At 61.1% G+C, this 22,433-nt stretch carries 21 protein-coding genes; 6 read left to right on the forward strand and 15 right to left on the reverse strand.

Features of this window, described 5'->3' with window-relative positions:
• Positions 1–57: 57 nt before the first annotated feature.
• The 11 genes from AC1DB0_RS00355 to AC1DB0_RS00405 form a co-directional block, all read right to left on the reverse strand.
• Positions 58–714 (reverse strand): ABC transporter ATP-binding protein, encoded by a 657-nt coding sequence (locus tag AC1DB0_RS00355; protein ID WP_441371031.1) that lies wholly within the window; start codon positions 712–714, stop codon positions 58–60.
• Positions 711–1,496 (reverse strand): ABC transporter permease, encoded by a 786-nt coding sequence (locus AC1DB0_RS00360; protein WP_441371030.1) that lies wholly within the window; start codon positions 1,494–1,496, stop codon positions 711–713. Before AC1DB0_RS00360 ends, AC1DB0_RS00355 begins: the two co-directional genes overlap by 4 nt.
• Before the next feature lie 38 nt (positions 1,497–1,534).
• Positions 1,535–2,644 (reverse strand): polysaccharide biosynthesis/export family protein, encoded by a 1,110-nt coding sequence (locus AC1DB0_RS00365; protein ID WP_441371029.1) that lies wholly within the window; start codon positions 2,642–2,644, stop codon positions 1,535–1,537.
• A 17-nt stretch (positions 2,645–2,661) separates the two neighbouring features.
• The gene (locus tag AC1DB0_RS00370; RefSeq protein ID WP_441371028.1) at positions 2,662–3,768 is read right to left on the reverse strand and encodes a KpsE/RkpR family capsule polysaccharide export protein; all 1,107 of its coding nucleotides are present in this window, start codon (positions 3,766–3,768) and stop codon (positions 2,662–2,664) included.
• Between the two features lie 213 nt (positions 3,769–3,981).
• The gene (locus tag AC1DB0_RS00375; RefSeq protein ID WP_476756814.1) at positions 3,982–5,589 is read right to left on the reverse strand and encodes an LTA synthase family protein; all 1,608 of its coding nucleotides are present in this window, start codon (positions 5,587–5,589) and stop codon (positions 3,982–3,984) included.
• Positions 5,582–6,376 (reverse strand): SDR family NAD(P)-dependent oxidoreductase, encoded by a 795-nt coding sequence (locus AC1DB0_RS00380; RefSeq protein ID WP_175169516.1) that lies wholly within the window; start codon positions 6,374–6,376, stop codon positions 5,582–5,584. The genes AC1DB0_RS00375 and AC1DB0_RS00380 overlap by 8 nt, the downstream gene beginning before the upstream one ends.
• A 250-nt stretch (positions 6,377–6,626) precedes the next feature.
• On the reverse strand, positions 6,627–7,127 hold the full coding sequence (locus AC1DB0_RS00385) for a Dps family protein (RefSeq protein WP_006222203.1): 501 nt from the start codon (positions 7,125–7,127) through the stop codon (positions 6,627–6,629).
• A gap of 42 nt (positions 7,128–7,169) precedes the next feature.
• Positions 7,170–8,120 carry a LysR substrate-binding domain-containing protein gene (locus AC1DB0_RS00390; RefSeq protein WP_054421931.1) on the reverse strand — a complete coding sequence of 317 codons (951 nt, stop codon included), beginning with the start codon at positions 8,118–8,120 and terminating at the stop codon, positions 7,170–7,172.
• An 82-nt stretch (positions 8,121–8,202) separates the two neighbouring features.
• Positions 8,203–10,293, reverse strand: a complete 2,091-nt coding sequence (recG, locus tag AC1DB0_RS00395; RefSeq protein ID WP_175169004.1) for an ATP-dependent DNA helicase RecG — start codon at positions 10,291–10,293, stop codon at positions 8,203–8,205.
• A 39-nt stretch (positions 10,294–10,332) separates the two neighbouring features.
• Positions 10,333–10,719, reverse strand: a complete 387-nt coding sequence (locus AC1DB0_RS00400; RefSeq protein WP_054421927.1) for a Rid family detoxifying hydrolase — start codon at positions 10,717–10,719, stop codon at positions 10,333–10,335.
• Between the two features lie 108 nt (positions 10,720–10,827).
• Positions 10,828–11,742, reverse strand: a complete 915-nt coding sequence (locus AC1DB0_RS00405; RefSeq protein WP_054421925.1) for a LysR family transcriptional regulator — start codon at positions 11,740–11,742, stop codon at positions 10,828–10,830.
• 99 nt (positions 11,743–11,841) lie between these two features.
• On the opposite strand from AC1DB0_RS00405, the gene AC1DB0_RS00410 reads away from it, so the two are divergent.
• The 3 genes from AC1DB0_RS00410 to AC1DB0_RS00420 are packed head-to-tail and all read left to right on the forward strand — an operon-like array spanning position 11,842 to position 14,596.
• On the forward strand, positions 11,842–13,200 hold the full coding sequence (locus tag AC1DB0_RS00410; protein ID WP_476756813.1) for an acyclic terpene utilization AtuA family protein: 1,359 nt from the start codon (positions 11,842–11,844) through the stop codon (positions 13,198–13,200).
• Complete coding sequence (locus tag AC1DB0_RS00415) at positions 13,197–13,586, forward strand: AtuA-related protein (RefSeq protein WP_476756812.1); 390 nt, start codon at positions 13,197–13,199, stop codon at positions 13,584–13,586. The genes AC1DB0_RS00410 and AC1DB0_RS00415 overlap by 4 nt, the downstream gene beginning before the upstream one ends.
• A 44-nt stretch (positions 13,587–13,630) precedes the next feature.
• Entirely contained in the window at positions 13,631–14,596 is a 966-nt protein-coding gene (locus AC1DB0_RS00420; protein WP_054421915.1) for a Bug family tripartite tricarboxylate transporter substrate binding protein, read from the forward strand.
• A gap of 79 nt (positions 14,597–14,675) precedes the next feature.
• On the opposite strand, the gene AC1DB0_RS00425 is transcribed toward AC1DB0_RS00420, so the two are convergent.
• On the reverse strand, positions 14,676–15,452 hold the full coding sequence (locus AC1DB0_RS00425; protein WP_050446870.1) for a ferredoxin--NADP reductase: 777 nt from the start codon (positions 15,450–15,452) through the stop codon (positions 14,676–14,678).
• Between the two features lie 341 nt (positions 15,453–15,793).
• On the opposite strand from AC1DB0_RS00425, the gene AC1DB0_RS00430 reads away from it, so the two are divergent.
• The 3 genes from AC1DB0_RS00430 (at position 15,794) to AC1DB0_RS00440 (ending at position 19,406) form a co-directional block, all read left to right on the forward strand.
• On the forward strand, positions 15,794–16,837 hold the full coding sequence (locus AC1DB0_RS00430) for a Fe(3+) ABC transporter substrate-binding protein (RefSeq protein ID WP_054421913.1): 1,044 nt from the start codon (positions 15,794–15,796) through the stop codon (positions 16,835–16,837).
• Between the two features lie 116 nt (positions 16,838–16,953).
• Positions 16,954–18,624, forward strand: a complete 1,671-nt coding sequence (locus tag AC1DB0_RS00435) for an ABC transporter permease (RefSeq protein WP_054421912.1) — start codon at positions 16,954–16,956, stop codon at positions 18,622–18,624.
• A gap of 5 nt (positions 18,625–18,629) precedes the next feature.
• A complete protein-coding gene (locus AC1DB0_RS00440; protein ID WP_476756811.1) occupies positions 18,630–19,406 on the forward strand; it encodes an ABC transporter ATP-binding protein in 777 nt (258 codons plus the stop codon).
• A gap of 108 nt (positions 19,407–19,514) precedes the next feature.
• On the opposite strand, the gene AC1DB0_RS00445 is transcribed toward AC1DB0_RS00440, so the two are convergent.
• The 3 genes from AC1DB0_RS00445 to AC1DB0_RS00455 form a co-directional block, all read right to left on the reverse strand.
• Complete coding sequence (locus AC1DB0_RS00445; protein WP_476756810.1) at positions 19,515–20,492, reverse strand: Bug family tripartite tricarboxylate transporter substrate binding protein; 978 nt, start codon at positions 20,490–20,492, stop codon at positions 19,515–19,517.
• 85 nt (positions 20,493–20,577) lie between these two features.
• The gene (locus AC1DB0_RS00450) at positions 20,578–21,483 is read right to left on the reverse strand and encodes a pirin family protein (RefSeq protein ID WP_054421907.1); all 906 of its coding nucleotides are present in this window, start codon (positions 21,481–21,483) and stop codon (positions 20,578–20,580) included.
• Positions 21,484–21,592: 109 nt separating this feature from the next.
• A complete protein-coding gene (locus AC1DB0_RS00455; protein WP_054421902.1) occupies positions 21,593–22,291 on the reverse strand; it encodes a pirin family protein in 699 nt (232 codons plus the stop codon).
• Positions 22,292–22,433 lie beyond the last annotated feature (142 nt).

Consider the following 22,433-nt stretch of genomic DNA (forward strand, 5'->3'; position numbering starts at 1 on the left):
CCTGCTGATTGCAGATTCGCAATCGATTCGTCTTAACGGCAACGGCGACCCACACCATTACAATATGGTATAAGCCTCGATTCCCTCTTCAACGTTATCAAACTGCTTTACCTGACCATTGTTAAGCAGCAAAACGATGTCGCACAGAGAGCGAACTTGAGTCATTCCGTGCGTTACCAATATGATGTTGGCCTTGTTAGTTTTCTTCTTAAATTCTGCAGTAGCTTTTTTCTTAAAACTAGCATCACCCACTGACATCGCCTCATCAACGAGGTAATAGTCGAAATCGAATGCCATACTCAGGCCAAACCCTAAACGCCCCCGCATGCCCGACGAGTATGTATTCACTGGTTGATCAAAGTACTCTCCCAGCTCAGCAAAGTCGGCGACGTACTGCACGACTTGCGCCATTTTCTCCCCTTGAGCGCCATACACGCGCGCCACGAATTTCACATTCTGGCGGCCCGTCATAGAGCCTTGAAAGCCCCCACTCAACCCTACGGGCCAGGAGATCGAATTCTTCGTTACGATTCTCCCTGAGTCCGGGGAATCTTGACCGCCAAGCAGGCGCATCAGCGTAGACTTTCCCGCGCCATTTCTCCCAATGATCGCGACATTCCTGCCTTCTGGAATCACAAAGGAAAGGTCACGGAAAACATATTTCCTGCCTCGAGGTGTTCGGTATGATTTACTGACGGAGCGCAATTCGATCATATTGCCTGCAGCTGCTCACGCCTGTGTCGATAGAGCAACGTCCCAAGAAAAAAAGTTATCACCGCTACTGATGCCGAGTATTCAAGACTAACGCCGCTCACACTGGGGTAATAGAGAAACGTGGCCTCCCTTGCCCCATCTATCAAGTGAAGAAAAGGATTCCACCACAACCACTCCCTGACATGCGGCGGAATAACCCAGATGGGCACGATCACGCAGGATAAGAAGTACAGCGGCATAAACAGAATCTTAATAAACCCTTTCAGATCAGGCATAGTTTCCGCGATTACGCAAAAAACCAATGCCAATCCAGTCGAAAACACGATACCCGTCAAGAACACTGCGAACCATTTTAGAGGATAGTGAATTGCCACATCGTACCCCCCCCAAAAACCCAAGACGAAGCTCATAGCGAGATATATACATGCCATCAATGCGCATTCGACGATAGCCCTAGCTATGATCGTATCAAAAGGCTTTATCTGCCGATACGCAAAAAGAGCCTTGTTCGCTGATACGGCTTCCATCCCCTTCAACGCAATGTTCTTGAAAAGTAGAAAAGGTATGATCCCAGTCAATAAAAACATGGGGAGAGGCGGCCCATAATGAGCTTGACCTCGCACAAGCGTGAAAATCGTCAGTAGCACTAGTATGTGGGCTAGCGGTTCAAACAAGAACCAGAATGCACCTAGCCTATTCACTCCAAAACGCCCTCGCACCTCTCGAATCACCAAAGCAAACAGAACCGAGCGCAAAATGTTGAATGGCTTTCTTTTTTCCATAATACCCCGCGAATACTAGTTTCTATCTAATTTTCGGATTATCTGGAAAACCCCTCAACGGTCCGGCCCAGCACTAAGACCTGCACAATAGGCGATATGATTTTCTGCCATTCATAGACAGCTGCATTCGTAACGTATATGGCATCTTCAGGTTGAACCAGGAACTGTCTGGCAATGAACATCGCGGCAGGTTCTTTCAGATTCAGACGAAATACCTGCGCGCGCGAAACGATCTCATCGGAGTCGGGCGATTTCTCATCCACCAGGCGGAATACAAACACGCCGGCAGCGTCTGCCTTTACCTCGCTCAAGCCCTTGACGCTACCCAATACTTCCAAAAGACTTGGGTTGTTGGACGGTAGGTCATGCAGGCCAGGATCCCCCACCGCCCCCATGGCCACAAAGCGCTTACGAGCACGCTCAAGTACCACCTCAGCACCAGGAGGAACTACTTGGTTCTTTCCTGAGAGCAAATCCTGATAATTGAATTCGTACGACTTCTTCCCGGTGCGCACCACTACGCGCATCAAGTGGGGTTCGAGCAGCGGGCCGCCTGCACGGTTGATGGCGTCCAGCAGTGTGAGAGGCCCTTCCAATGCGGAGAATCGTCCTGGAGCTTTTACTGCACCTGCGACCAATACCGAACCGGAAAGATCTCCGGTTAACCCTACTCTGACTTGCGCGTCCGTCGTACCACCTTTGAGCTTCTGGCGGATCAGCGTTTCGACCTCTGACGGGCTTTTACCCGCGACGACCTGACGCCCAAAGTAGGGCAGCGAAATCATGCCCTTATTATCCACTCTGACGTTATCGAAAACCGTACCTCCAGTCGCTAATGGTGCAAACACCGCCCCCTCCACCGCGCTTTCCGCAATCATTACGCGCAGCACATCGCCTGGCACCAAACGTATATCAGGGACCTCTGGCAATGCCACAGCCGTATTCAACTCCCCTTCCCTCGGTCTCATATAAGGCGCAATCGTCTCTGCGGAAAGATCGATCAACTTATAGTTTTGTGCCTCTTCATTATTCATCACCGCTGAACGGGAGGGTCCTGCGGCAGACAGCAAACTGCCGCAGCCGGTCAAAATCAGGGGCATGCAAATTATGGAAGCACGCAGTGCAAAGCGGATATTAAGGATTTTCATGGATTCGACGGTGAGACTCAATCGCGATGATCTTCAATCGTAGCTATTACAAATCGCGCAATTCCGTAGAATAGAAGCAACGCGATGAACAAGGTGATCAAGTTGTAAATCCGCTGTGGGTAAATAGCTTTATCCGGCATGTTTGGCGAAACGATCGTCACTAGACTGCGCAGCTTCTTGCTGGCCTCTATTCTGGCTGACTCGACAGAGCTCACGGCGAACTTATAAGTCTCTTCGGCGATGGCCGCATCGATCGTCAAATTGCGATAGCGAGATGCCACAACGTTAAGCTTCTCACCGCCCTTTTCAGACAGCAGGCGTTTGCTTTCCACAGCTAACTGTTGCTCCATCGCGCTGATGCGATTTCGCTGCTGGCGCACCTGAGGAGTGTTGGAGTCCAAACTACCCAGCATGCCTTTCAGCGTAGTTCTTTCCTTAGTCAGATTCGCTTCCAACTCCGCTATGACATCGGCACGCGCTTTGGCAGTCGCTTCGGCATCGAGCAGATTATTGGTGCTTTGAAATACGAGCATGGCATCGCGACGCTCTTCATAGTTTTGCCGCGCTTTTGCAAGTTCACCCTGGGCGAACGCCATTTGCTCGCGGGCCATACGGTGGGACAATTCGTTCACGAATCTCTCGCTCTCGCTCAGCATGACTCGTAACGTCTGCTCCGCAAATTTTGGATCAAACGCCTGTACTTCCACTGCCAGCAAACCGGTTTGCTCGTCGAAATGCGCTGTCACCATGCGCTGATAGAACTCGAGAAGGTCTTCACGAGGGGAGTCCGCCAAAAGCAGATACAGCGGATCCCGCCAGTGCTGCGCATAATGCTCCGACCATTTCAGTTTTTCCTGAAGCACATTCAGCATGTCCTGGGAAGTCAGGAACTCACGCAAATAGAGCGTCTCTTCTCTCGACGTGGGATTCAGCCCGCTTAGCATGACCGCTAAGCCCGGTATTTGAGGTGTTTCATTATTGCCGACCTGGCGCACGGCGACCTGAGCCACACTGACATAACGATCAAGGGCAAAGAAACTGTAGTAAATGAGAGCCAACAGCATGGGAACGGCCACTAACCACACCGCAAGTCGGGTCGATTTAATTTTTTCGAAGTTAATCATTTAATAGTTCTGGACCACTACAAAACAATGCAGATATTGCTTTATTTTGCAATTTCTCCAATCTCTTTCCATGTAGAACGCTATGCGGCGCAAGGATTGTACTGGTTGGGCCCCGATTAGTCCTGTACCTTGCCACCAAAATACAGCAGAAATAACTGAATATTTCAAAATGTATAGTATCTACGATAACAGCGTATTAGCGTTGGGCCGGATTTACACAGAGGGTTCACACATCGACAACTGCTGCGCGGCGGCTAGACAAGCGGCTGCAAGCTCGGCGACATTGCAGTCTTGACGCCGCGGAACCTCAGCCCGTTGGGTAGTCCACATCAGGTAGTCCGTCGTACCGGCCGGCTCGCCCAGTTGCCTGTAAACCTGCGGCATGATCGGAACATGGTCTCCGAAGATGCATAGCGCTGCTGGGTGCCCACGAACCAGCAGTTCCGCACGTAGGTCTCCAAACATCTCGTCAGCGTTGCGCAGATGACGCGCATACGCGATCAAGTCCCCACAATCGTTTGGCAACTCTTCGCGAAGGACGTTGCGCGCATCGTCTTCGTTAGTGGCTTCCCAGTGCAATGGACCATGGTTTTCCATTGTTATCACGTGGATATATAGAGGATGACCAGGGCGGTCCCCCAGCAGTTGCAGCACGCGCTGGCCTAGGACACGGTCGCCCACATACGGACCATCACACACGGCGTCTGCGAAGGCGTCGAGGCCGATGAACTCATCGAAGCCCATCTTTGGCAGCACTCTGTCGCGGTTGTAAAAGCTACGATGATAGGGATGCACACATATCGTCCGATAACCCTGAGCCTTCAGGTGGGAAGCCAGCGTTGGAAATCCGTCGGCTGCCAGTCGGCGATAGGGGTTGTAGCGATGAATGCCCAAGTCGGCTCCCGCCATCCCTGAGAGAAAGCCAAATTCCGTGCGGACGGTATTCGCGCCCCAAGCCGGCACATCAAGCGCACCGTACTGCACCGCCTCTCCCCTGAGCTGATCGAAATTCGGGAGTAGATCAGTTCTCAAGTGGCCATACGCTTGCCGCGCATCGAAAAATGACTCGCTTTGTATGACCACTATGTCTGGTAACGTGCCCGCCTGTGGTGGAGGGCTTGCAGTGCTTGCAAAAGGCGCGCGTTTTCGCACGCTATCGGAAGACGCCCGCTCCGCCCTTCCGTATGCCCATACGCTACCTATCAGGCCCGATGTCTTCAAGTCGTGCACCGCCTCAAAAGACACCTGAACTCTTCGACCAGTTGTTAGCGCTATGGCTAACCCTGCGGCGGCCAGGCATAGGGAATGGAGCAAGAAAGGCACAAGCGGCGCCGTAGGATCGAACGTGTGCTCTTGCGGCAAATCCGCGAACGAAACAAGCCACACCCCGGCGCCAGCGGTTATGGAGTCTTCCAGCGCTAATCCAGCCCAAAGCGCAGCGCCGTACCCGCCCCCCGCTGCAAGAGCACGCCCCACTCCGAAGAAGGGCAAATAGAGCCGCGGATGTTTGATGGCATCCATGAAATACTCAAAATCCGGATAAACAAACGGCTCTTTCAGCGCCTTAAACTTCGCATTACTCACCAACACAATCAACAACTCGATCGCCAGCACATTAGCCACCGCAAAATACGGCCGTCTAAACAGCATCAGCTCCAGCGCAAACGCCAGCGTCCACCCCCCCACATGAACGCCCACCGCCGCCATCGGCCTCCGCCAGGGCGCAACAGGTCTGGGCGTCAACAACGCCTCCACCGCAAACGACAGCACCAACCCAATCAGATAAGGCGGCAGCAGCGGGATCCAGAATGCGTCAATCACCGTAGCCCATCCTCTTCAGTATCCACCCCGACACGGCCGGATGGATCACCGACAGCAGGAAGCACCCCAGATTCAGCGGAAACGGAAAACTGATCCTCGCCCTATTCCGCTGCAATCCACGGCGAATCACCCTGGCCGCTTTATCCGCTTTCCACAAAAACGGCTTGGGGCCAGGCATGTCGAAGCACATCTGCGACTCCACGTACCCCGGCATGACGACGTTGAACTTGATGCCTTCACCGGCAAGCGCGTCGCGCATGGCTTCGCCGTATACCTTCACCGCGGCCTTGCTGGCGCTGTAGCTAGGGGTTTCCGGCAAGCCTCTCCAGGCCGCCAACGAACTGATCAATGCAATCTGTCCATGCCCCAGGCGACGCATGGTGGGCAGCACGCCGTGGACGGTGGCGAAGACGGCTTTGACGTTTACGTCCAAAAGGCGATGGACGTCTTGCCAGTCCTCGCCCTGCCCGTCCGGCCCCGTGTTGATGTTGACGCCTGCGTTGGCGACCACCAAGGTGGGCATTTCGGTTTCGCAGACCTTGGCCAACCACGCCAAGAGGGCGTCGTGATCGCGCACGTCAAGTTCATACGTGATGACGCGCGCGCCCAGCGCGCCGCAACGGTCGGCCAGTTCTTGGAGACGAGCGGCGTTGCGGCCTTGCAGGATCAGGGTTTTGGCGCCGGCGCTGGCGTATTCCAGCGCAAGCGCCCCGCCGATGCCTCCGGTTGCGCCGGTGATGAGAACGCAGCGCGGAAAACCGGGCTCTTGGCTATCGGTGGTGTTCATGCTTGGGGGACTGAGTTGGCGCGGAGGCCAATGGGGGGTGCGGTGAAGCGGCAGGGCACGCGAAGCCCGCGCGGCGAAGGCGCGGCCATCTGGGTAAAGGCAAGACGTATAGCGAATGTAGGCGTGATCTGTGGCACGGTTACATGGACATGGCCGCCTTTCGGCGGCCATTATCGGGGTGTTCACAAAGTTACGGCCATCTCCCCGGATGGGAAGATGGCCGGCCATTGTAAGCGATCAATCGATCGATTTATTGCAATAAGCTACGCAACATCCACGCATTCTTCTCATGCACATCCAGCCGCTGCGTCAACAGATCCGCCGTCGGCTGGTCATTCGCCGCATCGGCCTTCTCAAAAGCCGCACGCGCCGTCTTGGCGACCGACTCATTGGCACTGACCAACAAGCGCACCATTTCCAGGGCTTCCGGCACCGATTCCGGCTCGGCGATCGACGACAGCTTCGAGTACTCGCGATACGTGCCCGGCGCGTAGTGACCCAGCGCGCGAATGCGTTCGGCGATGCTGTCCAGCGCGTTCCACTCTTCTGTGTACTGCGTCATGAACATCAGGTGCAGCGTGTTGAACATGGGCCCCGTGACGTTCCAGTGGAAGTTGTGCGTCATCAGGTACAGCGTGTACGAGTCGGCAAGCAGCTTGGACAATTCGCCGGCGACGGCGGCGCGGTCCTTGTCCGAAATGCCGATGTTGATGCGCGGAACGCTCGGGGTCTTCTTGGTGGACTTGGCCATTGCTAGCTCCTTAGTAAAAGTACGAGTGAAGATACTACTGCATCAATCTTGCACGGCTGCGACTTCGTCGGCCAGCATTTTGACGCCGGGCAATTCACATTCATAAACGGCTTGCGCCAGCGCCTCGATGGCGGCCAGGCGGGGGAAGCTGCGGCGCCATGCAAGCACCACCCGGCGTTCAGGCACGTGGCCCTCAAACGGCAGGTAGCGCAGCAGGCTGTTGCTGGGCGGATGCTCAGGCACAGCCGTCACCGGCAAGACCGTGACGCCGATGCCGGCCGCGACCATGTGGCGGATGGTTTCCAGCGAAGAGCCTTCGAAGGTGCGTTGAATACCATCGCTGGCGGCCGAGAAGCGTGACAGTTCCGGGCACACTTCCAATACTTGATCGCGGAAGCAATGGCCGCTGCCCAAGAGCAGCATGGTCTGCTGCTTCAGGTCTTGGGCGTCGATGGATTTGCGCTGCGCCAGTTCGTGGTCGTTGGGCACTGCGACGATGAAGGGTTCGTCGTACAGCGGCTGCATGACCAGGCCGGCTTCGGGCAGCGGCAACGCCATGATGGCGCAGTCGATTTCACCCTGACGCAGCAGCTCCACCAGGCGGACGGTGAAGTTTTCTTGCAGCAGCAGCGGCATTTGCGGGGTGCGGCCGATTTGCACCGGCACCAGCTTGGGCAACAGGTACGGCCCAATGGTGTGGATGACGCCGACGCGCAAGGGGCCGGCCAGCGGGTCGTGGCCCTGCCGCGCGATCTCTTTGATGCTGGCGCTTTCTTCCAGCACTTTCTGCGCCTGCGCGACGATGCGCTGGCCGATGGGGGTGACGCCCACCTCGGCGCCGCCACGCTCAAACAGCGTCACGCCCAGTTCGTCTTCCAGCTTGCGTATCGCGACAGACAGCGTGGGCTGGCTGACGAAACAGGCCTCGGCTGCCCGGCCGAAATGCCGTTCGCGTGCAACCGCGACGATGTACTTGAGTTCGGTGAGAGTCATGGTGGACTACGCCCCCGGGGGTTGTGCGCGGGCGTTTTGGCCCGCGCTTAAATGATTCAGGTGATGGACGGGCCGCATGGCGTCAGGTCCGTAAGAAGTCTTCGCGGCCGCGCATCCAGCGCGCCAGGTGCGCTTCGACGGCGGCCGGGTGTTCGGCGCGCAGCCAGACGGCGGCGTCGCGGGCGTCTTCGGCGATGGCGGCATCCGTCTCCAGGTCGGCGAAGCGCAACAGCGCCATGCCGGATTGACGCGTGCCCAGGAATTCGCCGGGACCGCGCTGTTCCAGGTCGCGCCGGGCAATCTCGAAGCCGTCCGACGTTTCGAACATGGCGCGCAGCCGTTCGCGTGCGACTTGCGACAGCGGCGTTTGGTAAAGCAATACACAGACGGACTCGGCGGTGCCGCGCCCTACCCGGCCGCGCAGCTGGTGCAACTGAGCCAGGCCGAAACGTTCGGCGTGCTCGATGACCATCAGCGATGCGTTGGGCACGTCCACCCCAACTTCGATGACGGTGGTGGCAACCAGCAGGTCGACCTCGCCTTCGCGGAAGGCTTGCATGACGGCGGCTTTTTCCGCTTGGGGCAGCCGGCCGTGGACCAAGCCGATGCGCAGGTCGGGCAAATCAACGCGCATGCCTTCGTAGGTGTCGACGGCGGTTTGCAGTTCCAGCGCCTCGCTTTCTTCAACCAGCGGACAGACCCAATACACTTGCTGCCCGCCACGCGCCGCCTGCGCGACGTGGGCGATAACTTCTTCGCGCCGTGCGTCAGACACCAGCTTGGTCAGCACGGGCGTGCGGCCCGGCGGCAGTTCGTCGATGACGGAGACGTCCAGGTCGGCAAAGAACGTCATCGCCAAGGTGCGCGGAATGGGCGTGGCGCTCATGTTCAGCTGATGCGGCACGATGCGGCCGCGCACGGTCTCGCCCTTCTTCGTCAGCGCCAACCGTTGGCCAACGCCGAAACGGTGTTGCTCGTCGACGATGGACAGGCCCAGCCGATGGAATTCAACGTGGTCTTGAATGATGGCTTGCGTGCCGACGACGAGCTGCACGCTGCCGTCTGCCGCAGCGGCGGCGGCTTCACGGCGCGCTTTGGCGGTAAGGCTGCCGCTTAACCACGCGACGTTGATGCCCAGCGGCTGCAGCCACGAGACCAGCTTGCGGAAGTGTTGCTCGGCCAGAATTTCGGTGGGCGCCATCAACGCCACTTGGGCGCCGCCGGCAATCGCCTGGGCGGCGGCGATGGCGGCCACGACCGTTTTGCCGCTGCCTACGTCGCCCTGCAACAGGCGATGCATGGGGTACGGCTTGGCCAGGTCGGCGGAAATTTCCTGCACCACGCGTTCTTGCGCGGCCGTTAATTTGAACGGCAGATTGGCGTACAGCTTGGCGACCAAGCCGCCGGCCTCGTTGCGCACCGGTAGCGATTCGGCTTCCTTGATGCGACGGGCGGCGCGCGCGGCGGCTAGCGACAACTGCTGCGCCAGCAGCTCGTCGAATTTGATGCGGCGCCAGGCGGGGTGGACGCGGTCCAGCAGTGCTTGTTCGGATTCGCCTTGAGCCGGCGTATGCAGCGCACGGATAGCGGGTTCAAAGGGAGGCAGGTCGTAGCGGGCGCGGGCTTCATCCGGCAAGGTGTCGGACAAATCCGCGCGATCCAGCGCTTGCGCGATGGCGCGGCGCAGCGGCAGCTGCGGCAGCCCTTCTGTTGTGGGATAGACCGGGGTCAGCGCCGTGGGCAGCGGCGCGTCCGCATTGGTCATGCGGGGGTGCACCATCTGCCGGCCAAAGAGGCCGCCGCGGACTTCACCGCGAGCGCGCAACCGCTTGCCGACCGCGATCTGCTTTTGCTGGCTGGGGTAGAAATTCAGCCAGCGCAATTGGAGTTCGCCCGTTTCATCCGCCAAGGTGGCGGTGAGCTGACGCCGAGGCCGGTACTGCACCTCGGATTTCGTGATCTCGCCTTCGACCTGGCCAGCAAAGCCCGGGCGCAACGAACTGATCGGGATGATGCGGGTTTCGTCTTCGTAGCGCAGCGGCAGGTGCAGCACGAAGTCCTCGGGCAGCACCAAGCCCAGATTCCGAAGCTTGCGCTCGGTATCCGTCATTGGTTTGCCGGCGCCTTTGGTATCGGCGCCGGGTCGCTTGGAAGCCACTGCCGCGGCCGGCATGAAGAAACGAACCTCTGGGCTTGACCGTCCGGGTGCGCCTTACAGGACCAGAATGGCTTCGACTTCGAACTGCGCGCCCTTGGGCAGGCTGGCCACACCGATGGTGGAGCGTGCCGGGAACGGCTGCGGAATGATCTCGGCCATGATCGAGTTGGCGGCGGTGAACTTGCCCAGGTCAGTCAGGAACAAGGTCAGCTTGACCACGTTGTCCAGCGTGCCGCCGGCTTCGGTGATAACGGCCTGCATGTTGGCAAAGGCCTGACGCACTTGCGCGTCAAAGTTTTCAGAGACCAGATCGCCGGTGCCGGGCTCCAGGCCGATCTGGCCCGAAAGGTAAACAGTCTTGGTGCCGGTAACGGCAACCGCTTGCGAGTAAGGGCCAACGGCGGCGGGTGCGGCGTCGGTATGGATGATTTGCTTGCTCATGGGCGGAATCCTTCAGGTGACGGATAGAAGCTACAACTATCGAAGTTTATCTAGCAATAGACGTTTGCGAAAGTGGCCGGATGACGCAGGGACGAATGAATCCCGGTTTCATGCCTCTGCCTGATGGCCGGCGCCGCCGATATCACCGCGATGGGCGATCAGCAAATCCACCAGCGCTTGGGCCGCGACCGACAAGCTGCGGCCTTTGCGCTGCACCAGATAGAGGGGCCGAGTCAACGCACGGCCGGCCAATGGCACCACGCGCAGATCGTCGCTGGCGAAATGAAAAAGCGTCATGGCTGGCACGACAGACACGCCCAATCCGGCTCGCACCAGCCCGGTTACGGTGGCCAAGTGCTCGACTTCAAAGACCGGCGATGGCGCATCGGCGCCAAACGCCTCGTCCAGATGTTTGCGCACACTGCTGCCGCGCGCAAGCTGAATGACGGGGTGGCGGACGATATCGCGCAAGCGCACTGACTTTTGCGCAGCAAGCGGATGATCGGCGCGGCACACCAGAAAATAGCGGTCGGCGTGCAGAAATTCGCTGTCCAAGTCCGTCATGTCCGCCCGCCGCGACGCCACCGCGAAGTCGACCTGCCCGCTTTGCACCATATTCAGACATGGTTCCAGCAAGGCGTCGCGCAGATCCAGCACGATGCCGGGGTGCTCATTGCTGAAGCGCGCCAGCAGATTGGGCAGCCAGCCGGCCGCCAATGACGGTAGCGCCGCCAGCGCCACGCGGCCGCGGCGTCGGGCGGCGTGGTCGCGCAGGTCTTCCATGACAAGATCCATATCCGCCAGAAGTCTGCGCGCGGACGCGTCCAGCACACGGCCTTCGGCCGTCAGTTCGACATGGCGGGTACTTCGGTCGAAAAGGCGCAGCCCGGCGGTGTCTTCCAGGGACCGGATCAGCGCGCTGAATGCGGGCTGCGTCAGGTGGCAGCGCTGCGCGGCACGAGTGAAATGCCGTTCTTCAGCCAGCGCCACAAAGGCGCGGAGTTGGCGTGCAGATAGATTCATGGCTTTCTTCTATCAATTGATCCGATTTTTCTATTTTACTGATGATCGGCAGGTGCCTATAGTGGCCTCGACACCCGCAAGGCCCGACTGGACTCCCCTATGCCTCAAACCCCTCTGCTTATCGGCTGCGCGTCAGGATTCTCTGGCGACCGGACCGACGGCGCCGCCGACGTGGTGCGCACCCTGGCTGCCCAGGGCGGCGGCACGCTGATATTCGAAACCCTGGCCGAACGCACGCTGGCGCTGGCGCAACTCGCGCGCAACGACGACCCCGATCGGGGCTACGAGCCGCTGCTGGACGAACTGGTATCGCCCGTGCTGGCGGATTGCCTGCGCCATGGCATCAACATCGTCAGCAATTTCGGCGCGGCCAACCCCGCAGCGGCGGCCCGGCGCATTGCCGCGATTGCCCGCGAACAAGGCCTGCCCGTGCCGCGCATCGCCGTCGTGCATGGCGATGCCTTGAACACGCCCGAGCAGCGCGCCCTGCTGCAAGACCGTTTGGGCGCCGGGCTGGCAGGGCAAGAAGTCGTCAGCGCCACGGCGTATCTGGGCGCGACCGAAATCGCCGAAGCCTTGGCGGCCGGGGCGCAAATCGTGGTGGCGGGACGCGTTGCGGACCCTTCCCTGACGCTCGGCCCTGCCATGGCGCACTTTGGCTGGGACGCCGCCGATTGGCCGCGTCTGGGCCGAGCGACCATGGCCGGCCATATGCTGGAATGCGGCCTGCAAGTCACCGGCGGCTACTTCTGCGTGCCGGGCCTGAAGGATGTGCCCGACGTCCACGCGGCAGGTTTCCCCATTGCTGAGATCGATGCCGACGGCGAATTCGTTATCGGCAAGGCGGCCAACACCGGTGGCGTGGTGGATGCCCGCACGGTGAAGGAACAGCTGCTATATGAAGTCCACGACCCCGCGCGCTATCTGACGCCCGACGTGGTGGCCGACCTGAGCCAGGCGCGCGTCGTCGAGCTGGGCGGCAACCGGGTGGCGGTGCATGGCATCACCGGCCACGCGCGGCCCGCCGAATTGAAGGTCAACGTCTGCTATCGGGGTGGCTGGCTGGCCGAAGCGGAAATTTCTTACGCAGGKGTGCAAGCTGAAGCCCGGGCGCGCCTGGCTGCGGACATTGTCCAGAAGCGGCTGGGTTCGACCTTCAAACTGCGCGCGGATTTGATCGGCGCGATCAGCATCCTGGCCGACGACGCCGGTGAAATGCGCCGCGCCCTGCCTGACTCGCACGCCCGCGATGTGCGCCTGCGCCTGGCCGGCGAACACGCCGATCGCGCCCAGGCCGAACGCATTTTGCGCGAAGTGAATGCGCTGTACACCTGCGGCCCGGCAGGCGGCGGCGGCGTGCGCACCGCGTTGCGGCCGCGTTTGAACATGCTGTCTTGCACCATCCCCCGCGACGCCGTGCAAAGCGGCTGGAAATTCCTGGAGGAAATCGCGTCATGACCCGCGCCCCCCACACGCAAAAAGTACCGCTGTATCGCCTGGGCCACAGCCGCTCGGGAGACAAGGGCAACATCTCGAACCTGAGCCTGATCGCCTGGGACCCCGAGTGCTACGACGTGCTGACCGCACAAGTCACCGAAGCCCGCGTCGCCGATTGGTTCGCGTACCGCCACCCCACTCGCGTAACGCGCTACCTGCTGCCCACGCTGCACGCCATGAATTTCGTGCTGGAAGGCGTGCTGGACGGCGGCGTGAACGATGCGCTGAATCTGGACACGCACGGCAAGAGCCTGTCCTTCCGATTGCTGGACCTGACGGTGGAGGTCAGCGCAGAACTGGCCGCCCGCCTGCCAGACATACCCAGCGACCGCCCCGCGGCCGCCTGATACCCCCGCCCGACCATAAAAAAACACCACAGGAGACACACAACATGCGCATTTCTTCCAAGGGCCGTCTGGCCCTGCTGCTGGCCGCCGCCCTGCCCCTGACCGCCATGGCGCAGAACTTTCCGGCCAAGCCCATCACGTTCATCGTGCCGTTTGCGGCCGGCAGCGCCACCGACCAGATCGGCCGCGCCATCGGCCAGGGCGTCACCGAGCAGACCGGCCAAGCCGTGGTGATCGAAAACAAACCGGGCGCCAGCGCCATGATCGGCGCGGCTGCCGGTGCGCGCGCCGCGCCCGACGGCTATACCGTGCTGATCACGACCAACACCACGCACGCCGCCAACGAGCATCTGTACAAGACGCTGACGTATCAACCCGTGAAGGACTTTGCGCCGATCTCGCTGCTGGGCAAAGGCGGCCAGATCATGGTCGTGAACCCGAACTCGCAGGCCAAGACCGTGGGCGAATTTCTGGCCCAGGCCAAGCAGTCACCCGGCAAGCTGAGCTTTGGCAGCGGCAGCTCCAGCAGCCGCATCGCAGGCGAACTGCTGCAGCAGATGGCAGGCGTGCAACTGCTGCACGTGCCGTACAAGAGCAATCCGCTGGCGGTCACCGACCTGCTGGGCGGCCAGATCGACATGATGATCACCGACACCGCCACCGGCCTGCCGCAAGTCAAGTCCGGCAAGCTGCGCGCGCTGGGCGTGACCGGTGTAGCCCGCTCGCCGCTGGCGCCGGACGTGCCGACCATCGCCGAAGCCGGCGTGCCGGGATACGAGATGGGCTATTGGTTTGCGGCCTACGCCCCGGCCGGCACGCCGCCTGACGTGGTGAAGCGCCTGAACGAGCTGCTGGTGAACGCGACCAAGACGAAGCCTGCGCAGCAGTTCTACGCGCAGACCGGCACGGACGCTGCCACGTCCACCCCGGACGAACTGGCCACGTTCCAGCAGGCCGAATCGAAGAAGTGGGGCGACATCATCAAGAAGGCCGGCATCCAGCCGGAATGATCGCCACGGCGTGTACCTGACGGGCATAAAAAAGCCCCATCGCATGCGATGGGGCTTTTTACTAGCGCAAGACGGTGACTTATTTGTCCACGAACGCGCGTTCAACCACGTAGTCACCCGGCTGGCCCACACCCGGCGACACCGTGAAGCCGCGCTTGTCCAGCATGGCGCTGATGTCAGCCAGCATATGCGGGCTGCCGCAGATCATGGCGCGGTCGGTTTCGGGGTTGATTTGCGGGATGCCGATGTCGTCGCACAGCTTGCCGTTTTCCATCAGTTCCGTAATGCGGCCCTGGTTGCGGAACGGTTCGCGCGTAACGGTCGGGTAGTACACGAGCTTGTCGCGCACCACGTCGCCAAAGAATTCGTTGTTCGGCAGTTCTTTTTCGATGAAGTCGGCGTAGGCCAGTTCGCTGACCCAACGCACGCCGTGCACCAGAATGACCTTGTCGAAACGTTCGTAGATGTCCGGGTCTTTGATGATGCTCATGAACGGCGCCAGGCCCGTGCCCGTGCCAAACAGGAACAGATGCTTGCCGGGCTTCAAGTCGTCGACGACCAGCGTGCCAACCGGCTTGCGGCTGACGAGGATGGTGTCGCCTTCTTTCAGATGCTGCAGCCGCGACGTCAGCGGGCCGTTCTGCACCTTGATGCTGAGGAACTCGAGGTTCTCTTCATAGTTGGCGCTGGCGATGCTGTAGGCGCGCAACAAGGGCTTGCCTTCAACTTCCAGGCCGATCATGACGAAGTGGCCGTTGTGGAACCGCAAGGCCGCGTCACGCGTCGTGGTAAAGGAAAACAGGGTGTCGTTCCAGTGGTGCACGCTAAGTACGCGCTCAGTGTTGAAAGCAGCCATGTCGAATTCAGTTAGGGCGGCTTCCGGGTGTGAGCCCGAGGGCGCCGCGTGGTCGTTCCGCTCCGCACAAAAGACGCGGCCGGCATTAGGGTAAGCCCTATTCTACAGGGTCTCGATGGGAATTGCTCTCATTATTCCGTAATACGCTTATGCCGAATTGATAGGGATCAAGCTTCTGAACCCCCTCCTGCGGTCATGCTGACGAAAAGTTGAACAGCGCAATGCTTCCTGTTATTGTCGCGGTCTCAGTTGATAATCGTTTTCGTTAGCAGACCGCTTTTCAAGCACTTTCAGCATTGGCAAGGGGTGCGCCCCTTGCAGCCCTAGCCGGAGTTTCCGACATGACCAAGCGTCCCCAATTGAATTCGCTGCTGCGCGCCCTGGCGCTGGCAGGCGCCGCCGCCTTCACCGTTTCGGCCAACGCCGCCGAAGAAGTCAGCCTGTACACCACCCGGGAACCCAAGCTGATCCAGCCGCTGCTGGATGCGTTCACGAAGGAAAGCGGCATCAAGGTCAATACCGTCTTCGTCAAGGACGGTCTGCTGGAACGCGTCAAGGCTGAAGGTTCGAAGTCGCCCGCCGACGTGCTGATGACGGTGGACATCGGCAACCTGCTGGACCTGGTGGATGGCGGCGTGACCCAGCCGATCAAGTCCGAAACCCTGGAATCCGTGATCCCCGCCAACCTGCGCGGCGCTGACGGCAAGTGGTTTGCGCTGTCGCTGCGCGACCGCGTGCTGTATGTGGAAAAGGACTTGAAGCTGGAGTCCTTCCGCTACGAAGACTTGGCCGACCCGAAGTGGAAGGGCAAGGTTTGCATCCGTTCGGGCCAACACCCCTACAACACCGCCATGGTCGCGTCGATGATCGCGCATGACGGCGCCGAAGCCACTGAAAAGTGGTTGCGTGGCGTGAAAGCCAACCTGGCCCGCAAGGCGGCAGGCGGCGACCGTGACGTGGCCCGTGACATCCTGGGCGGCATCTGCGACATCGGCCTGGCCAACGCCTACTATGTCGGCCACATGAAGAACGCCGAAGCCGGCACCGACGCCCGCAAGTGGGGCGACGCCATCAAGGTCATCCGCCCGACGTTCGCCAATGAGAAAAGCGGCGGCACGCACGTGAACGTCAGCGGCGCCGCCGTTGCCGCCCACGCGCCGCACAAGGCCAACGCCATCAAGCTGCTGGACTTCCTGGTGTCGGAGCCCGCCCAAGCGCTGTACGCCCAAGCCAACTACGAATACCCCGTCCGCAAGGGCGTGAAGCTGGACCCCGTCATCGCCAGCTTTGGCGAATTGAAGGTTGATCCGCTGCCCCTGACCGAGATCGCCAAGCATCGCAAGCAAGCCAGCGAATTGGTGGACAAGGTCGGCTTCGACAACTGATCGACCCGTGGCGCGCGTCACGCCCCTTGGCGTGGCGCAACCATGAGGCAGTATTGGGCCTGTTCCCTTCCTTTGAAGGGAACAGGCCTTGCCATTGATGCAATCGACCTTGAAGCATGCACACTGAATCTTTGCCCCGGCCGCTGCGTTTGCGCTGGACTGAACGCGGCGCTGGCTGGCTGACAGGCGCTGGACTGATTGCGCTGGCCGTCCTGGCCCCGGTGCTGACGCTGGCCTGGTGGGCGCTGGGCGGCGAATTGGCCCACTGGCAGCATCTGGCGACCTACGTGTTGCCCCACGCACTGGCCAACACCGCGATGCTGCTGGCCGGCGTGGGCGTGATGGTGACGTTGCTGGGCACGGGGGCCGCCTGGCTGGTCACCGCTTACGACTTCCCGACCCGCCGCATCCTGACCTGGGCGCTGCTGCTGCCGCTGGCAGTGCCAACCTACATCATCGCGTTTGCCTACCTGGACCTGCTGCACCCCATCGGCCCGATCCAGACCGCCATCCGCGCGCTGCTGGGCTATGACAGCCCGCGCCAGTTCCGCTTGCCTGATCTGCGGTCCATCTACGGCGCGATCTTCGTGCTGGGCTTCGTGCTGTATCCGTACGTTTACCTGAGCACCCGCGTCATGTTCATGACGCAAGCGGCCAGCCTGCTTGAAGCCGCGCGCACCTTGGGCGCTGGCCGGGTGGCCGTCTTCTTCCGCGTCGCCCTGCCCCTGGCGCGGCCCGCCATTGTCGTGGGCGTCAGCCTGGCGTTGCTGGAAACGCTGAACGATATCGGCGCGTCCGAATTTCTGGGCGTGCAGACGTTGACGGTGTCGGTCTACACCACGTGGGTCACGCGATCGGATCTGGCGGGCGCGGCGCAGATTGCGCTGACGATGCTGGCGATTGTGATCGGCCTGATCATGCTGGAACGCCATGGCCGCAAACGCCAACGCTATGCCAACACGCAGCGCATGCGCCCGATGCAGCCGCGCCGCCTGCACGGTGTTGCGGCAGGCATTGCCGCCTTGTTGGGCTGGATTCCCGTCGTGATCGGTTTCGTCGCCCCTGCCGCGTACCTGATCTATGAAACCTACAAGCGCCTGCACCTGGTGGGCGGCGTGTCGGACCAGTTGATCAACGGCTTGAGCAACACGCTGATCGTGGCGTTCAGCGCCACCATCGTCACCTTGATTTGCGGGCTGATTGTGGCTTGGGCCGGGCGCACCTTGCGCGAAAGCGCCAGCTTCAACCCGGCGCGTGCCTGCGCGCGTATCGCCAGCTTGGGCTACGCGGTGCCTGGCACCGTGCTGGCCATTGGGCTGTTGACCCCATTCGTGTGGATCGACACCGCTGTGGCCAAAGTATTCGGCGGCACGGGCCTGTTCCTGATGGGCTCAATGGCTGCGCTGGTCTGCGCTTATGTGATTCGCTTCCTGGCCATTTCCACTGGCGCGCTGGAAGCCGGGCTGGCGCGCATTCCGCCGTCGCTTGAACAGGCCTCGCGCCTGTTGGGCGAAAGCTCTGCCGGCACTTTGCGCCGCGTTCACCTGCCCCTGTTGCGGCCCGCGCTGGCCGCCAGCGCGCTGCTGGTGTTCGTGGACGCCATGAAGGAATTGCCGGCAACGCTGCTGCTGCGCCCCATGAATTTCGACACGCTGGCGACGTGGCTCTACGCCGAAGCCGCGCGCGGCACGTACGAGGAAGGCGCCGTCGCGGCGCTTGCGATCGTGCTGGCCGGCCTCTTGCCCGTCATCTTGCTGGCGCGCACCAATCTGAAAATGGGACATTGATCATCGTGCCCGATCTGTTAGAAATCGACCGCCTTTCCCTCGCCTACGAAACGCCCGCCGGGCTGAAACCCGTGGTGCAGGAATTGTCACTGGGCTTGCCGGCCGGCCACATCGGCTGCCTGCTGGGCGAATCCGGCTGCGGCAAGACCACCGTGCTGCGCGCCATCGCCGGCTTTGAGCCCGTGCGCGCCGGGCGCATCCTGCTGGATGGCACGGTCATCTCGTCGCCGAGCGAACAAGTTGCGCCGGAATTGCGCCGCGTGGGCATGATGTTCCAGGACTACGCGCTGTTCCCCCACCTGACGGTGGCGCTGAACGTGGCCTTCGGGCTGCGTAAGCTGGCGCGCCCCGAGCGCGCTCGCCGCGTCGACGAAATGCTGACGCTGGTGGGCTTGGCCCATGCGGCCAACAGTTATCCGCATGAGATTTCGGGCGGGCAGCAACAGCGCGTGGCGCTGGCGCGGGCCTTGGCGCCCTCGCCCGATCTCTTGCTGCTGGACGAACCGTTTTCGAATCTGGATGTGGACACGCGTGAACGTTTGGCGTTCGAAGTGCGCGATATCCTCAAGACCACCGGCCACACCGCCATCCTGGTCACGCACAACCAGGCCGAAGCCTTCGCCATTGCCGACCGCATCGGGGTGATGAGCAAGGGTTGCATCGCGCAATGGGATACGCCTTACAACCTGCACCATCATCCCCGCAGCGATTTCGTGCGCGACTTCATCCGCCGTGAAGCATTGGAAGAGCGGCGCGAGCAAGCGTTTGCCCGCGGCCGCTAGAGAGACAGCGATTGCGAATCTGCGATTTGAACTGCCCCCCGAAGGTTGGGTCCAGGCCCAAGTTCCGGGGGCAGTTCAATTCGTGTGTGTGTTCAGGCCTTGGCGGCATCAGTCCGCCGACAGCTTCACCTTCTGCGACAGGGCCTTGAACGACTCATACTGGCTGGCGGTCAAGCGCTGAACGTCTTCCGGGCTGGACCCGTAGGGCATGAAGCCCGCCTGCTCCAGCTTGTCTTTCACTTCGGGCAGCGCCAGCGCCCATTGGAAGGCCTCGCTCAACGCGCGCGTGGCCTCTGGCGACATGTTCGCCGGGCCATACACCGCAAACCACGGGTCTACAACAGCGCCCGAGTAACCCAGCTCAGCCAGCGTGGGCACATCCGGCAAAGCCGGTGCGCGCTTGCTGCCCGTGACCGCCAACGGATGCACCTTGCCCGCCTTGATATGCGGCAGCGATGCAGGCAGGTTGTCGAACATCACGGGCAAGTGCCCGCCCAACAAATCGTTCAACGCTTGCGCGCTGCCTTTGTACGGAATGTGCTGCATGCCTGCGCCCGTCAGCTGGTCGAACATGACGCCCGCCAAATGCATGGACGTACCCGTGCCGGGCGTGCCGAACGAGGTGCCGGGATGCTGCTTGGCGTAGGCGACCAGGTCCTTGACGCTGTCCACCTTCAGCGCGGGGCCGGTTTCCAGCACGACCGACGACGCGCCCAACATGCTGACGCCCGTGAAATCTTTGGTGGGGTCGAACGGCATCTTCGGGTAGACGAAGGGATTGAGCGCATTGGTCGAGATCGCGCCAAAGCCGATCGTGTAGCCGTCCGGCGCGGCCTTGGCCACGGCGTCCATGCCGATGTTGCCGCCCGCGCCGGGGCGGTTTTCAACGATGACGGGCTGGCCCAGTTTCTCGGCCACTTTCTGCCCGGCCGTGCGCGCCACCAGATCGGTGGTGCCGCCTGCCGTGTAGGGCACGATAAAGGTGATGGGCTTGGCCGGGTAACCGGCGGCAAGCGCGGTGGATGCGCCTTGAATAAGCGCAAGCGCGGCCAGGCCGCGCGCAAGGTTGAACGTGTGGCGATGCATGAGTCTCCATCCTGTTGTTATGAAGGTTTGGAGGCGCATGATACTGCCGCGCGAGCGCGCGCGGCAGCAGATTAACGCGGCATCATTACGCCCGGGCTTCGGGCAGCGGAATGAACTCGGTTTCATCGCCCGGCACCACCTGATCGAAGCGGGTGCGCTGCCAGTCTTGCTTGGCCTGTTCGATGCGGTCCTTGCTGCTGGACACGAAGTTCCACCAGACAAAGCGCGGGCCGTCCAAGGGTTCGCCGCCAATCAACGCAAAGCGCGCGGCCGTCTTGGCGCGGATCTGCACCGGGCGGCCCGGCGCGAAAACCACCAGGCGGCCGCTTTCAAACTCTTGCCCATCGATCTCGACCGTGCCTTGCGCCAGATACGCGGCGCGTTCTTCGAATTCGGCCGGCAGAACGGTGGTGGCGCCCGCCTGCAATTGCAGGTCGCCATAGAACAGCGGCGACAGCGTCTTCACCGACGACGTCTTGCCAAACAGCGAACCTGCCACGACCTGCGCGCGCACGCCCTCACCTTCAATCACCGGCTGCGCGTCCAAACCGTAATGCGTGAAGCCCGGGTCCGTTTCTTCGTGCTGCTTGGGCAGGCCCACCCAAATCTGCAGGCCACAGAGGCGCTGCGGCGCAAGCCGGCTTTCCGGCGACGAACGTTCCGAGTGGACGATGCCACGGCCCGCCGTCATCCAATTCACTTCGCCCGGCAGGATGGTTTGCGTATGGCCCACGCCGTCGCGGTGCACCATCGACCCTTCATACAGATACGTGACGGTGGACAGCCCGATATGTGGGTGCGGACGCACGTCAATGCCCGAACCGATATCAAAATCCGCCGGCCCCATGTGGTCCAGGAATACGAATGGCCCGACGCTGCGGCGCTGCGCCGACGGAATGGCGCGCCGGACGGAGAAACCGCCCAGGTCGCTGGTGCGCGGCACCACAATGGTTTCGATCTGGTTTTCGCCTGCTTCGGACAAGGTAGACATGTTGTAGCGCTCCGCATGAATAGGCCAACGGCCATCTTAAATCTCAGTCACGGCCAGATGGCCAAAACGCAATCGTGCCGGGCGGATCGTATCCGCCCGGCACGTGGGCTTACGCCAGGTCAAACACCAGCACTTCGGCCTGCTTGCCGCCCGACAGCTCGACACGGCTTTCATCCGTGATCGCCACGGCGTCGCCGGCGGACAGCTCGGTGCCGTTGACGACGATGCTGCCCCGGGCCACATGGATCCAGGAACGGCGGCCGGCCGCCAGGTTCAGCGTGGCGGATTCGTCACCATCGAACAGACCGCCATACAGCCGCGCATCTTGATGGATCTTCATCGAGCCATCTTCACCATCGGGCGACACCAGCGCTTGCAGACGGCCACGCTTTTGCGCATCGCTGAAGCTGCGCTCTTCGTATTCCGGGGCAATGCCAGTCACGTCGGGCTCGATCCAGATTTGCAGCATGTGCGTTTCGGTATCCGGCAGCGGGTTGAACTCGGAGTGCATCACGCCGCGTCCCGCGCTCATCCGCTGCACGTTGCCGGGCTGGATGGTCGAGCCGCTGCCCATGCTGTCCTTGTGCGCAATCGCGCCGTCCAGCACATAGGTGATGATCTCCATGTCCCGGTGGCCGTGGGTGCCGAAACCGCGGCCGGCGGCGATGCGGTCGTCATTGATCACGCGCAGCGCGCCAAAGCCCATGTGAGCCGGGTCGTAGTAGTTGGCAAACGAAAAGGTGTGAAACGAATCGAGCCACCCATGGTTGGCGTGACCTCGTTCGGCAGCGCGGCGAATCGTAAGCATTGTGGACTCCTGTTTCAATAATATGAATGATTGTCGGGTGCAGCGCTTCAGGCTTTTGTCCTGCTTGTTCCGCTGCATCCCTGGCATGAGTGATATTCTGCGCGTGCCGAACCCTGCGTTTGGCGCTATATTTTGACGAGTT

This window comes from Achromobacter sp. 10T422 (assembly GCF_056394065.1).